Genomic DNA, 15,546 nt, shown 5'->3' with positions numbered 1-15,546 from the left:
AATAGCTTTCTATCTTGTTGATTTTATATAACTAATATTTTAATTAACTAGAAAATGTAAGTCTCAGATTTTCACCATTTATCAAGTTTTTTATAAAATTATTGACCTATATAAGGAATAGGGTTACTAATGTAGGATAAATGATAAAAAAGTAATAAAAGGATTTTATGTGGTACTGCATAATATAAGCTGTAAAAGATTTGTACGCCCTGATTTTTTATATAATAATTTTCTAATATCAGCGTTTTTTGCTGTTACATTGTTTTATGCCTTTCTAACTTCAGCGCTCGCTGAGGATGTGCTGACATTTTCTGTTAGTGGTTTTTCTATTGAAGGTGATAACCCTCTAGGTGATGAGGCTATTAAGGTATTAGAGCCTTTTATAGGTAAGCATAGTGGCCTGGAAGGATTATATGAAGCCAGGAAAACACTGGAAGATAAACTAATACAACAGGGCTATACTTTTTATAGAGTTACTTTACCTGCGCAGACTTTAGAAAATGGAATAATCAAACTTAAATTCAGTGCATTTAAAGTGACTGAAGCTATTGTAGAAGGAAATAAGTTTTTTTCAGATGAAAATATTCGAACTAGCTTACCATCGCTTTTACCTGGTAGTGTACCAGAGTTAAATGCTCTCTCTTCCAGTCTGGTGCTTGCTAATTCTAACCCGGCTAAAGAAACTACACTCTCGTTTAAAGCTGGTGAAAAACCTGAAACCCTGACAGCTGTATTAAATGTAAGAGATGTGAATCCTCAGAGTTATTTTGTTTTGCTAAGTAACGCGGGAACACAGGAAACTGCATTGTCGCGACTGTCACTAGGTTATCAGAATAATAATCTATTTGATAAGGATCACAGCATGACTGTGACTTACACAACTTCACCAGAAGAACCAAGTGATATTAACCAGTTTGGTCTTAATTACCAGTTACCAGTGTATGGCCATGGTGCATCTCTGGGCCTTTTCTTATCGGCGTCATCAGTTGAATCTGGATCAGTTGCAAATAATATAGAGGTAAAGGGTAGCGGTAATGTTATAGCGTTATCTTATTCACGCCCATTACCCAGGAGTGAAAATTATCGTCACAGTATTGATTTTAGTTTAAATCATAAACTATATGATAATGAAATTACTCAGGCTGGTTCACCTATCGGAACTGATGTTACTTCGTCACCCGTTAAGCTGGCTTATGATGCGGCTTTCACGTATCCAGTCGATGGCTTTGGATTTCACATTGATTATGAATCGAATGTTTCTGTCGGTAGTAACAATGAAGATTCTGATTATGCTGCAGTTCGTACGGGAGCTACCTCAGACTGGTCAGCACTTCATTATGCAATGAATTATTCACGTCGTTTTTCTAATAGCAGTTTATTTATTACAAAGTTTAAAGGGCAGCAAACATCTGATGTTCTTATATCTGGAGAACAGTTTGGAGTAGGCGGGTCAAATTCGGTACGTGCTTATGAAGAGCGAAGCGTTCTTGGTGATACGGGAAATGAAATTAGTCTGGAATTTATATCTCAACCACTAACTGATTATCATATTAAGTTACTGGCGTTTACAGATTATGCAAAAGTAGAACTAAATGATGTTCAAGCTGGTGGCGAAGATTCAACTGATATTTCGAGTGTGGGTTTTGGTTTACGCTGGAACAATGAAAGAATGATGTCATTAAAACTGGATGCGGGTTATGCACTGGAAGATGCCCTCTTAGGTACAACGTCTGAAATTGAGAAAGGAGATATTAAAGCTCATGTCAGCTTTTTATACAGGTTTTAGTTATGAAAAATGAAAAAAGAAAATTATTCAATATAAAAATTACATTAATTGGTCTGGTGGTCGGTCTGACTTTCTGGGTGATTGCATCTGTATATGATTATTTGCTTTTTTATAATGATTATATTACCAGTCTTTTTATGCCGCATATGAGTGATCTTTATTATCGTTTGGCAATTGTTTTTATAACAACAATATCAGCCTATCTTATTGGTTTGTACCAGTATAAATCTGAGTATATAGAAGATCTTTTGAAAATTGAAAAAGTTCAACGTGAAGATGCAGAGTATGCGCTTAAAACTTCAACTGTAATAGATGAAGAAACAGGTTTATATACTCAGGCAGCAGCAATTAAATTTCTTGAGCATGAAGTTAATCAGTTTCAGCGCTTTAAAACTGAATTATCAGTCGTCTTCTTAGAAATAGAAGGTTTTAGTGCGTTTTTACAGAATCAGCCTGAATCTGATATTGAAAAACTAAAACATGATATATCTGAAATTGTTAAAAGTAATATCCGACGTAGTGATATGGCAGGTCACTGGGGAAATAATAACTATATTATGGCGACGGTTAAAACTGATTCTAAACAGGCGAAAGAAGTCGAGTCTAAAGTTAGAAATAATATGAATAAACTCGTTCATGAGTATGATGATCATATGCAAGTAGTAACAGAGATAACGCATCTGGAAGAATCTGACAGTGCAATGGATTTTCTCAATAAAATAGCAATGTGTCGAAAAGCTGCCTGAGAGTTTTTGTGATGGTTGTAATTGATCAGGATTAATATTTAATTATGGAATATTTTAAAATCAATTTATTTAATCTGATAATACTACTTGTAGTGTTTGCACCTTTGCTTCTTTTGTCATCTGAACTAAAGGCGGCTGGTGATAGTGTGGGAAAAGTTGTGTATGTGCGAGGTGTTGCTACAGCCGCGCAGGCAACATTACAGGATCAAACAGATAAGGTACGTATCCTTGCTCGTAATGCAAATTTATATCAGAGTGATGTTATTAATATTAATAAAAAAAGTTTTGCCATGATTGAAATGATTGATGGCACTAAGATGACGTTACGTCCTAATACTCGTTTAAAACTTGATAAATATGAGTATACCCCGAAGAAACAGATAAATCAGAAAACAACAAATGTTAGTCAGAATAGTGGTTCTGCAAATGTACTGCTACATTTATTAAAAGGTGGTTTAAGGTCAGTAACCGGTGCTATTGGAAAATTAACGAATAAAAGTTATAAGATTAGAACAACTGTTGCGACTATTGGGATAAGAGGTACTGAATTTGATGCGCGTTTATGTGAAGGGCGGTGTGTTGATTCTTCCAATGCTCAACAGGCATCAGCCTCTTTAACAGATAAAAAACTTGTTGGTCGAGTCGCATTTATCAGGGGTAGTTTAACTGCTCAGTATAAGAAGGATAAAAGCAGATCACTCAGTTCCGGTTCACCTCTTTATGAAAGTGATCGTATAGTATCAAGTGTAAATGGTTATGCTGTTCTGGCGTTTTCCGATAAATCTCGAATTACACTTACACGAAATAGTGAATTTTATATACGTGAATTTAATTATCAGGCGGAAAAACCAGTTGTTAATAAGTCAGTTATAGAGCTTGTACGTGGTGGATTAAGAGCTTTAACCGGTTTAATTGCTAAATCTAACCGCAGCAAAGTTAAATATTCTGCCATGACAGTGACCATCGGTATTCGTGGTACTGGATTTGACATGATGTGTGATGGTTTATGTCGTAATGCAGTAAATGGTAAAGGTGGTATGAAAGTTAATGTCTGGAAAGGAAAAGTTGCACTTGATCTGGACAGAGGAGAGAAACTTATTAAAGAAGGCCAACAGTTCTATATAGCCAGTAAACAATCAGCTGCTAAATTATTGCCTTCCAAAGCAGATAAAATAAAAGCACCAAGACCTGATGAAATAAAAATTGATCATGATGAATTATTTGGATCAGATGTTTATGAAGTCGAAACACATGTTCCGGGTTTATACGTCAGTTTATATGATGGTTTTTTAGAGGTGGCTGATAATAAGGGGAATATAAAAGTTATCGGTGCTGGTGAAGCAATTAAAGTAACAACAAAAGATGGCATTAAGCGTCTTTCAAATCAACCTTCTTTCCATACCAATGATGTTATACCCGCACCAGATAAGTTTGATGATAAATTTGTTAATTTTCTTGACTTTATAAATCAGGATGATGGATTTAAAGAGTTTGAAAAATGTGAAGTTAGATAATTTTTAAATGTAGGCGTTAGTTAAGTTTTATTCAGTTCTAACGGTGAAAATAAATGATGAAGTGATATATTATGGATAAACATCAAATTAAAAATACTAGTCAATATAATAAATTAAAACTTGCTTTTATAGTGGCAGTTACATTTCAAATTCCAGCTCTAATCGCTAATCCACAATTACCGGTTGTTGTAGAAGGTGCTGCTAGTTTTAATGGTCTTGGAACCAGTAATCTCAATATCACAAATTCTCCCAATACAGTTATTAACTGGAATCAGTTTAATATTGATGCTGGTCAAACTACCCACTTTTCTCAGGTTAACAGTGCCAGTTCAGTTTTAAATAGAGTTAGAGGTGCAGACCCAAGTGATATATATGGCACATTAAGCTCTAACGGCCAGGTTTTTGTTATTAACCCTAATGGAATACTAGTAGGCGCTGGTGCTACTATTGATACGGCTGGTTTCATCGCATCAACTTTAAATATTACAGATCAGGATTTTTTAAAAGGTAATTTTCACTTTGAAGATGCTGGAAATTTATCTGAAATAATTAATCAGGGTTTTATTCATACTACGGGTACAGGTGAAATTGTACTAATTGCACCTAATGTGAAAAATGAAAATATTTTACAGACTGAAGGCGGGGATATTACTCTCGCAGCAGGTCAAAGTATTACATTGTCAGCACTTAGTGATCCTAATATCAGTTTTGAAATTCAGGCTCCAGAAAACCAGGTAATAAATATAGGTGAACTATTAACTAATGGTGGTAGTGCAAGTATTTTTGCTGGAAGTATAAAAAATTCTGGAAATATAAATGTAGATGGTCTCTCACTTGATAGTCAGGGCCGTGTTGTACTTTTTGCAAGTGATAAAATTGAGCTTGATGAAAGTTCATTGATCAGTGCAAACGGTGTAAAAGGTGGAGATATAAATATAGAAGCCAAACAGTTAACTTTAATTGGAGAAATTGATGCTGATGGCATTAATGAAGGTGGAAATATTTCTATTCAGTCTGATGGTTTCGTTGCTTTAGGTGGAAATATTCATGCTGATGGTGCTAGTGGCGGTGGAATTAACATTAATGCGGGAGTCGTTTCACTGGCTGAAAAGATTAGTGCACGTGGAACAACAGGTAAAGGAGGAAGCGTTAATATTTATGGTGCAGGTCAGAATCAGGAAATTAATGGATCGGTAATCGATGTTTCCGGTGCGCAGGGTGGTGACATTACGCATACTGCTGGAGAGCAGATCAGTAGTTCCGGGCATTATATAGCAACAGGGTCTGCAGGCTCAGGCGGTTCAATCGATATAAGTGCACCTGCGACAAAATTACTTTCAGCAACGTTAGATGTTTCAGGTACAAGTTCGGGTGGTCGTATACGGGTAGGTGGTGAATTCCAGGGGGGTAAAAACCTTCAAGAAGATGAATTAGCCAATGCGCAAATACTCGCTATTAATGATGGCTCGGTAATTCGGGCAGATGGAATTGATGATGGTTCCAGTGGCGGTAATATTATTCTCTGGTCTGATCAGAAAACGGCTGTTTATGCTGATATCAGTGCAGTACCCGGTGAAGGCGGAGCCGGTGGTTTCATAGAAATATCCTCTGGCGATACTTTAGCTTTTGCGGGTCAGGCAGCTGCTGGTCCTAAAGGTTCCGGAGCGACTGTATTGCTAGATCCAAAAAATATAAATATAGATACGACCAATAGTAGCAGTACGCAATACGCGCTTATTCTGGGTTTTAATTACAATAATATTCTGGATGTCAGCGGTAATGTTCTGGACGATAGCGACCAGTTCGGGGCGAGTGTTGCTCTTAATGATGCTGGAACTCGATTAGCTGTTGGCGCAACGGGTGATGCCGGATTTGATAATACCGGTTCAAGTGTAGGTGCCGTACATCTCTTCAGCTTTACGGATACTAATTTTTCCGGTGGTGCGTTAGTTGGCTCGATTGGATCCGGTTATACAGGTGGTAATAATCTTGATATATCTGCCAGTCTTGAAGATTTTGATAGTTTTGGGGCTAGTGTAGCGCTTAATGCGCTGGGTGATCGTCTTGTCGTTGGAGCACCTGAAGACTCGGGGCTGGCAAATGTTGGTTCAGGCAATGGCGCTGTGTATATGTTTTCATTTATTGATGGCAACTTTTCTGGTGGTAGTTTAACCGGCACCATCGGTGAAGGTTATGCAGGTGCGACAGATTTAGATCTTGCTTTGACGCTTGATGATTTTGATCAGTTTGGTACAAGTGTCTCATTAAACGCAGCAGGTGATCGACTTGCGGTTGGTGCTGTTATAGATGATGGTTTTGGAGGTAGTAACTTTAATAGTGGAGCCGTTCACTTAATTAGTTTTGCAGACGGTAATTTTTCTACAGGTTTGCTTACAGGGACAATCGGTTCCGGATATGCAGGGGTAAATGATGTAAACCTGGTTGCAAATCTGGATAACAGTGATCAGTTTGGTCAGAGCGTTGCACTAAATGGAACAGGTAATCGTTTAGTTATAGGCGCACAACGTGATTCGGGTTTTGGTAATAGTGGTTCGAGTATTGGTGCAGCTTATTTAATTTCTTTTGCAGATGTTAATTTCACTAGCGGTTCACTTACAGGAATAATAGGTGAGGGATACGTAGGGGTTAATGATCTGAATTTATCTCTCAACCTTGATGATGCTGATTCTTTTGGGTCAAGCCTGGCATTTAATACAACAGGAGATGGTTTAATTGTAGGCGCGATGTTTGATGATGGTTTTGGTAATAGTGGAACTAATAATGGTGCTGCTTATTTAATTACTTTTACGGATGCAAATTTTTCTGCTGCTTCATTAACTGGCACCATCGGTGAAAGTTATGTTGCTGTCGGTGATATTGACCTGTCTTTTACTCTGGATGATTTTGATGGTTTTGGAGCAGGTCTCGCTTTAAATGATGCCGGAGACAGACTTGCAGTTGGTTCATTTAGAGATGCGGGTTTACTTAATGTCGGTAGTAATATTGGTGCAACAAATCTATTTACATTCACAGATACCAGTTTTAATGGTGGCCAGCTTGCTGGAATAATCGGGCAGAGTTATACCGGTACTACAAGTTTTTCGCCTTTATTTATCAGGGACTCTCTTGGTGGGAGTGATAATTTTGGTCAAAGTGTTGCGTTAAATGATGCAGGTAATCGACTTGCCATTGGATCACCAGGGGATGACAGTACAAACCCTGCTATTTTTGCAAATTTAAATTCTGGTGCGGTATATTTATTTAGTTTTACTGACACTAATTTTTCAGGTGGTGCGTTATCAGCAACAATTGGTAACGGTTTTACCGGTGGTAAAAACCTGGATTTAGGTTCGACACTTAGTTTGAACGATAACTTTGGAAGTAGCGTTGCTTTTAATGGTGTCGGTGACAGGTTAGCGGTAGGTGGTAAAGGCGATTCAGGCTTTGGTGATCTTGATAGTGCAAATGGTGCTGTTTACTTAATTACATTTACGGATGATGAATTCTCCGGTGGTGTATTAACCGGAACGATGGGTGAAGCATATGTCGGAGCTAATGATCTTGATCTGACAAATTTACTCGACCAGGATGATAATTTTGGATCGTCTGTAGCCTTAAATAGCGCGGGTGATCGATTGGCCGTTGGAGCCATTAATGATGATGGTTCGGGTGTATTTGGCACAACGAATGAAGGTGCGGTTCATCTGTTTACATTTGCGGATGCCAATTTTACCGGAGCAGCATTAGTTGGATCTATTGGACAAGGATTTAGTGCGGTTAATAATCTGGATTTAACTAACTCGTTAGATCCAGATGATAATTTTGGATCAAGCGTTGGGCTTAATGATGCTGGTAATCGACTGGTTGTTGGTGCCTTAAATGATGATGGTTTTGGTATAAGTAGTCTGGCTAATGAAGGTGCTGCATATTTTATTACGTTTACGGATAATAATTTTGCAGGTGCAGCTTTAGCGGGAACAATTGGTACGGGTTATGTGGTAGGGAATGATTTCGATTTAACTGGCTCATTAGATGCTAATGATAATTTTGGCTCAGCTGTGTCATTAAATGGTACTGGTGATCGCCTTGTGATTGGGTCATTTAGAGATGATGGTGTCGCAAATGGGTCTAACGCTCATGGTGCCGTATATATGATTAGTTTTGCAGATGTTGATTTTAATACACCTGCACTTACAGGAATCATTGGTAACGGTTATACAGGGGGGAATAATTTTGATACCTCAGGTACGTATAATGTTGGTGATTTTTTAGGTTCAGGTCTTTCTTTTAATTCAGCAGGTGACCGCCTGGCTATAGGCGCAAGTGGTGATACAGGTTTTGCCGGTGATGCTGGCTTTTTTGCAGGTGCGGTAAGCCTTTTTACTTTTGCTGATGGCGATTTTAATGGAGGTGCAATTTCCGGAACTATTGGTGATGGTTATACAGGTGCTGGTGATATTCCTTTATTTTTTTCAGAAAGTATTTTAAATAATGTTGATTTCTTTGGTCGCAGTGTTGCTTTAAATACGGCAGGTGATCGTCTTGCTGTGGGTGCGGCAGATGATAATGGTTTTGTTGAGGCGGGTAATAATATTGGAGCAGTGCAGTTATTTACGTTTACTGATGGTGATTTCTCTGGTGGTGCATATGTGGGTACGATTGGGGAGGGTTATACCGGTGGTAATAATCTTAATCTTGCAGCAAATTTAGATGATACCGATTTCTTTGCTACCAGTGTTTCTTTAAATAGTGCTGGTGATCGTCTTGCTGTTGGAGCAATAAATGATCAGGGTTCTTTTACAGGTGGTGTTTATCTGATTACTTTTACCGATACCAGTTTCTCAAGTCCGGCACTCGCTGGCAGAATAGGTCGTAATTATGTAGGTGTGAATGATATAGATGTCGCATCAACCATTGATGGCGGTGATAGCTTTGGAATAAGTCTTGCGTTAAACGGATTGGGTGATCGTCTTTTTGTTGGTTCTACGTCTGATGATGGAGCATTAAATATAGGTAACGCTACAGGAGCGGTTCATTTATTTACTTTTGCAGATACTAATTTTACCGGTGGTGTGCATGCAGGATCTATTGGTGAAGGTTATACCGGTGGTTCCAGTTTTGACATTTCTTCCACTCTTGATGATACGGATGGCTTCGGTTCCAGTTTAGCCTTAAATGAAGCAGGTGACCGACTTATAGTTTATGCAGGTGGTGACGATGGTTTTAATAATTTAACCTCTCAGGCAGGCGCAATACATCTGATAACTTTTGCTGATGGTGATTTTAACGGAGCAGCAATAAGTGGAACACTTGGCTCAGGTTATGTCGGTGGTACTAGTGTGGATTTAGGTGCCACAGGAATCTCAGTTAGCTCTTTAGCTTTAAATTCAGTAGGTGATCGTTTAGCAGTTGGTGATAGTGGTGATAATGGTTTTGATGGGCTGGGTGCCAGTCTTGGTGCAATAAAGTTATTTACATTTTTGGATAGTAATTTTAATGGTGCATCATTATTCGGAACAATTGGCGAAGGTTATGTTGGTGTCAATGACATAGATATTTCAGCTGCTTTAGATAACAGTGACCTTTTTGGTACCAGTGTTGCGTTTAACGGAGTCGGAGATCGTCTTGTTTCTGGAGCATCACAGGATCGTGGTATAGATAATAGTGGCGATCGAGTGGGTGCAGTTCATATGTTCACTTTTACTGATGCTAACTATAGTGGGGGTGAGTTTGCCGGAACAATTGGTCTTGGTTATGAGAGTGGTTTTTCAATGCAAAGAACTGTTTCAGCTCTAGAAACAAATGATTTCTTTGGTACCAGTGTTGCTTTAAATGATGCGGGTGATCGGCTGGCTGTAGGTGCAGATGGTGATGATGGATTAAATAATATAGATAATGCAAATGGAGCAGTACATTTATTTACGTTTACAGATGGGATCTTCTCTGGTGGCGCACTATCAGGAATAATTGGTGAGGGTTATACCGGTGGTAATAATCTGGATATATCTGCTGTTTTAGATGCAGATGGTTTTGGTCAAAGTGTCGCTTTTAATGCGGCAGGTGATCGATTGGCGGTAGGTGCGGATGAAGACGATGGTTTTGGAAATTCCGGTGTTTCTTTAGGTGCTGTTCACCTGTTTATGTTTGAAGATACTAATTTTACGGGTGCGATATTGTCTGGAACAATTGGTGAAGGTTATCTAACGACTAATGATTTAGATATTTCCGCTAATCTCGGTGACAATGACTTCTTTGGAACCAGTGTTGGTTTAAATAGCGCGGGTGATCGTCTGGTTGCAGGTTCTGGTGATCCTGGTGTTGGACGTACCGGTAACGGCAATGGTGCTGTCTTTATGTTTACTTTTGCGGATGCAAATTTTACCGCTCCATCACTAGCGGGTATCATCGGAGAAGGGTATACCGGGGGTAATAATATAGACCTTTCTGCCGAGCTGGAGAATAATGATTTCTTTGGTCAGAGTGTTGCGCTTAACGGGTTGGGTGATCGCCTGGTTGTAGGTGCATATCAGGATGGTGGTTTTGCTAATGTAAGCGCAAATAGTGGAGCGGTTCGTTTATTTACATTTACTGATGTGAATTTTGCGGGTGGCGCCCTGGTTGGAACAATTGGTGCGGGTTATGTCGGAGTCAACGATCTTGACCTTTCTACAACACTCGATGCAAATGATAACTTTGGTTTCAGTGTTGCATTAAATACTGCAGGTAATCGTTTAGTAGTTGGTGCAATTAGTGATGATGGTTTTGCGAATACCGGTAATGCAACAGGTGCTGCTCACCTTTTTGACTTTATCGATGCAGATTTAAATGGCGTCAGTCTCAGAGGTACGATTGGAGAAGGCTATGTCGGTGTTAATGATCTGGATATTTCGTTAACCCTTGATGACTCAGATCAGTTTGGTATTGGTGTTGCCATTAATGGTGTAGGTGATCAGTTGGCTGTGGGTTCTTTTGCTGATGATGGTATTTTGAATTCAGCTTCTAATACAGGTTCTGTTAATTTCTTCCAGATATTTACTAATACTTCTGGTTCAGTTGGTGATGGCGTTTTTGCGACTAACCCTGGAACAGATTTAACTCTGACAGTTGATACCATAACCGCTATAACCGATTCCGGAACAGCGGTTATTCTTCAGGCCAGTAATGACATTACTCAAAATGCTGGTGCAGATATTAATACTGTCGCAAGTGGCCTGGGTGGTGATATAACATTACAGGCAGGTCGTAGCATTATTCTTAATGCTGATATTAATACGGATGGTGGTGCTTTCACTGCAGTTGCGAATTCAAGAGCCGCTGACGGTGTGATTGATGCTGATCGAGATGCGGGTGCAGCTGTTATTCAGTTTGCCGATAATAGTACGGTGACTACTGCGGGCGGAAATGTTGTTTTACGAATAGATGATGGGCTTGGACTAACAAATAATATTGCGGGTGATATTACCATTGGTGCAGACGGTGCGGGTGTTAATGCAGGAGCAGGTTCTATTACCGTTGAAAATCGTAATGCAGGTCAGGGTCTGGTTATGGCTTCTGGAACAGGGCCCGGTGTTTTATTAAATAATAATAATTTTATCAGACTTATTCTCGATACTCTTGATCTTCAGGGAACTGGTTTTACTCATATGAATAGTGCCTTACTTGGTGATGGAGGTGATATTTTTATTGAACCATTTACTACCGCAACAACAATAGGCCTTGGTGGCGGAGCAGGTGTTTTAAATTTAACGGCTAATGAACTTGAGACTTTAAATTTAAGCGGAACAACAGACGGTACTTTATCAATTGGTAATACGGTATCAGGTGATATTCAGGTTGATGCTTATGTTGCTTCTAATCAGCTGAATATGTCGTTTATAACCGGTGGAAGTTTTGCTGTTGCAACTAATTTAGGCTCAGCTGTTAACTTAAATTTAAATATTCGTGTTGATGGGAATAATGACTCGATAGAAAGTCTGGATTTGTCGAATATTACGGCAAATATATTTACTCTTGATGGCGGCACAGATAATAATGATAGTTTGTTAGCCAATAATCAGGTTAATTCATGGGCGGTTACGTCTGTTAACAGTGGAGCATTAAACTCATCAATATTCACTAACTTTTCTAATTTAACAGGTAATGCTGCAGATGATGTATTTACACTTTCAGGTGGAAGTTTAACGGGAACGATTGATGGTGCGGGTGGTAACAATACATTAATCGCAGATAACATAGCGAACACCTGGTTAATCACCAGTATCAATGCCGGCACTCTAAACGGCAGTGCTTTTTCAAATATGGCAAATCTAACGGGTAACGCAGCTTCAGATATATTTAATCTGACGGGTGGTGGCGGTAGTTTGACTGGTTTCATTAATGGCGCAGGGGGTACTAACTCACTGGCTGCAGATAACATTGCAAATACTTGGCTTATAAATGGTGCCGATAGTGGTATTTTGAACAGTATTGTATTTATAGGTATTTCTGATTTAACAGGTAATGCCAATACCGATACATTTACACTGGCAGGTGGCACGATCAGTGGAACAATTGATGGAGCCGCCGGTAATAATACTTTACTTGGAGATAATCAGGCTAATGCATGGTCTATTACTGGATTAAATAGTGGTGATTTGAATGGTGGCCTTTATTCTAATATTAACAATCTGACGGGTAATGCAGGTGTAGATACCTATACCATAACAGGCGGTAGCATTGCAGGTACGATAAATGCGAATGCAGGGGTTGATACAGTTGAGCTGCAAACAGGCACGCTGGATCTTGCTGTTACTGCGATTCAGAATGTTGAAGATATCGTTTTATCAGGAGGGTTGTTGACAGGGGCTGGTACGATCAGTGCTAATTTAACGAATAATGCGGGTTTAATTGGTGTAGGTAGTGCTACAGGGTCAATTAATGTAATTGGCGATTACACACAGGGTGCCAGTGGCGCATTGGAAATAAAACTGGGTGGATTGGTGCAGGGTGTAAGTTACGATAGTTTAAATGCTTCGGGTAATGTAACACTTGATGGTGTTCTAGATGTTATTTATACTGGCGGTTTTACCGCAAGCACGGGTGATCAGTTTGATGTTATTCAGTCTCAGGTTAGTAATATAACCGGCTCATTTACTACAACTAATTTACCCTCTGAGATCGCGTTTAAACAAACGGTTGCGGGTGATAGTGTCATCCAGCTGGATTCAACAGCTTCTTCTGTGCAAACGACTTCTATCTCAGATGTGAATACGTTGATTGCAGAAGTAAGCACAGTACAGGATACTTTTTTAACCATTCTTGATGATATTTCAGAGGGGTCAGAAGTCGATTTTCTGGAAAAAACAAATGAAAATGAAAAAGAAACACTGCAATGTCGATAATTAGGATATGTGAGTTAAATTATTAAAATGTTACTAACACGCCAGTATGACAGACTTGTTAGTATAAATGAGCTGAATATATGTGCTCCAGATCCGCCAATCGATAATCATTTCATGCCTGTTAAGCTCAGGGCATATCAATCAATATTAGTTTGCTATAAAATACGCTCGAAATTAATACTGGATAAAGGTAAGCCATGTCACGTGCCGATAAGGTCTCAGACGCTACAGGTCTGGAAAAACTGATATTAACACTTCGTTACCATGAACAATCACGTCAGTGGTTCGCGGTCATATTTGTATTGCTAGTGAGTTTACTTGGCTCGTATGAGCCTATGTTATTTATTGTGGGTGGAGCAATCGCAGTCTTTGGTGAACTGATTCGTATGTGGGCTTCAGGTTACGTTATGAAGAATAAAGAGCTGGCAACTACCGGCCCATATGCCTATGTTCGGCATCCTCTTTATGTCGGTAATATTCTGTTATTGATCGGTTTTTCAATCGCATCTACCCAATGGTGGTCATTTGTACTTATGATCGCTTTGCTGGCCTTTTATTATCCACCAACAATCTCATACGAGGACAACAAACTTCGTGATATTTTTGGAGATGAATGGATTGAATGGTCTAAAAATATTAATGCCCTGATACCTACCTTTGGCTCTAAAGCAGGCAGCGTGAAAAGCTCCTGGTCTTTCAAAAAGAGCCTGATGCAAAATGCAGAACCTGTCATTGTAGTGTATCTTATTGGTTGTCTATATCTGCTTTATACCAGTTAACTAAATGTTACAGAATCTGGATTTTATTTCAGAAAGTGATTTGGTCAACTGGATTAAAGAGCACCTTAATTCAGATGTAAATTCATTAGCGGCAGGATATCAGGGAAAGACTCTGCTGTTTAATGAATCTGGTCACAAACTCGTTATCAAAGCACCCCTGGGCAATTTTCTAACTCGCCCCATAAATCTTGCTCTATTAAGACATGAATATCGAATTTACCAGAAACTACAGGGAATGAGTGCAGTTCCTGTTTGTTATGGAATGGCTAATAATGAATTTATGGTTATTGAATTTATTGAAGGTCAGACTATTCGTGAAAGACGCCCTGATACAGACTCGCAATATTTTGTAAAACTCCTGGCAGCCGTTAAAGAAATGCACAATCGTAAAGTTGCGCATTTTGATTTAAAACGCTCAGAGAACTTACTGATTACATTAGATGATGAACCTAAACTTATCGATTTTGGTGTTTCTATAGCCAGAAAGGAAGGTTTGCACTGGCTTAATCAATATTTGTATAAATTAGCTCAGCAGTTTGATTTCAATGCCTGGGCACGTCATAAATATCATAAGAATATGGCTTTATTGAGTGATGAAGATAAAGAGTATTATCGTAAAACCGGTATTGAAGTTTTTAGTAAGAGAATAAAACGGTTTTATAAAGACAGGGTATTATCTATATTCAAAAAATGAGAGTTACTCTTAATATTTTATAGGTATTATTTTAGTAGTGCTTTCGCACTATCAATGTATTTTTTTCTTGAAAGTAATAACTGCCAGCGACTCCCACCACACTGTCTCCAGAGAACAGCAGAGCGAATACCTGCAAATAATAGTGCACGTATTTTATTCGCATTTCTTGATTGTGATAAATAGGTGTGTTCACCCTGAACCATGATTTTTGGTCCGATAGGACTGATATGCTGCTGATAAATATCAGCCAGACTCGCGATTATGTTTTCATGGCTAACATGAAAGTAATCCATTTTGCTGCGGGTGTTTTCAAGTTCACTAGCCAGTTTATCCATCATTGAAGGTGATTTTTTTAGTGTTTTTTCAAGATGTAGTAGTTGTATGACGTAGCGGGTGATATCTATATCATCTTTATTCTGATTACCGGATAGCTGATCATGTAAAGCTGTTAAGCCTTTTTTTATTGTAGAGGTATCTCCATATACATCCATTACATTGTTTGCATCAAAACGAAATAATGTTTCCAGTATTGATGTTAATTGAGCATCTGCAACATTGCCTGTATTGGCAACTTCTTTTACCAGAATAACAGACTGATATATGCCTGCGAGTGCAAGAGTGCGATCTTGTTGATTATATTCCATATA

At 38.8% G+C, this 15,546-nt stretch carries 7 protein-coding genes; 6 read left to right on the top strand and 1 reads right to left on the bottom strand.

Features of this window, described 5'->3' with window-relative positions; all coding sequences use genetic code 11:
• Positions 1-169: 169 nt before the first annotated feature.
• From DIZ80_07610 to DIZ80_07585, 6 genes are all read left to right on the top strand, one after another.
• A complete protein-coding gene (locus tag DIZ80_07610; protein RDH83992.1) occupies positions 170-1,786 on the top strand; it encodes a hypothetical protein in 1,617 nt (538 codons plus the stop codon).
• A gap of 2 nt (positions 1,787-1,788) precedes the next feature.
• Entirely contained in the window at positions 1,789-2,532 is a 744-nt protein-coding gene (locus DIZ80_07605) for a hypothetical protein (protein RDH83991.1), read from the top strand.
• Positions 2,533-2,576: 44 nt separating this feature from the next.
• A complete protein-coding gene (locus DIZ80_07600; protein RDH83990.1) occupies positions 2,577-4,046 on the top strand; it encodes a hypothetical protein in 1,470 nt (489 codons plus the stop codon).
• Between the two features lie 71 nt (positions 4,047-4,117).
• Positions 4,118-13,426, top strand: a complete 9,309-nt coding sequence (locus DIZ80_07595; protein ID RDH83989.1) for a hypothetical protein — start codon at positions 4,118-4,120, stop codon at positions 13,424-13,426.
• Positions 13,427-13,623: 197 nt separating this feature from the next.
• Positions 13,624-14,205 carry an isoprenylcysteine carboxylmethyltransferase family protein gene (locus tag DIZ80_07590; GenBank protein RDH83988.1) on the top strand — a complete coding sequence of 194 codons (582 nt, stop codon included), beginning with the start codon at positions 13,624-13,626 and terminating at the stop codon, positions 14,203-14,205.
• A 4-nt stretch (positions 14,206-14,209) separates the two neighbouring features.
• The gene (locus tag DIZ80_07585) at positions 14,210-14,899 is read left to right on the top strand and encodes a hypothetical protein (protein ID RDH83987.1); all 690 of its coding nucleotides are present in this window, start codon (positions 14,210-14,212) and stop codon (positions 14,897-14,899) included.
• 26 nt (positions 14,900-14,925) lie between these two features.
• Here the strand turns inward: DIZ80_07585 and DIZ80_07580 are convergent, their stop codons facing one another.
• On the bottom strand, positions 14,926-15,543 hold the full coding sequence (locus DIZ80_07580; GenBank protein ID RDH83986.1) for a lysogenization regulator HflD: 618 nt from the start codon (positions 15,541-15,543) through the stop codon (positions 14,926-14,928).
• Positions 15,544-15,546 lie beyond the last annotated feature (3 nt).

The sequence above is a fragment of the endosymbiont of Galathealinum brachiosum genome (genome assembly GCA_003349885.1).
Lineage (GTDB): Bacteria > Pseudomonadota > Gammaproteobacteria > SZUA-229 > SZUA-229 > SZUA-229.
This window is presented reverse-complemented; position numbering and strand designations above follow the sequence as displayed.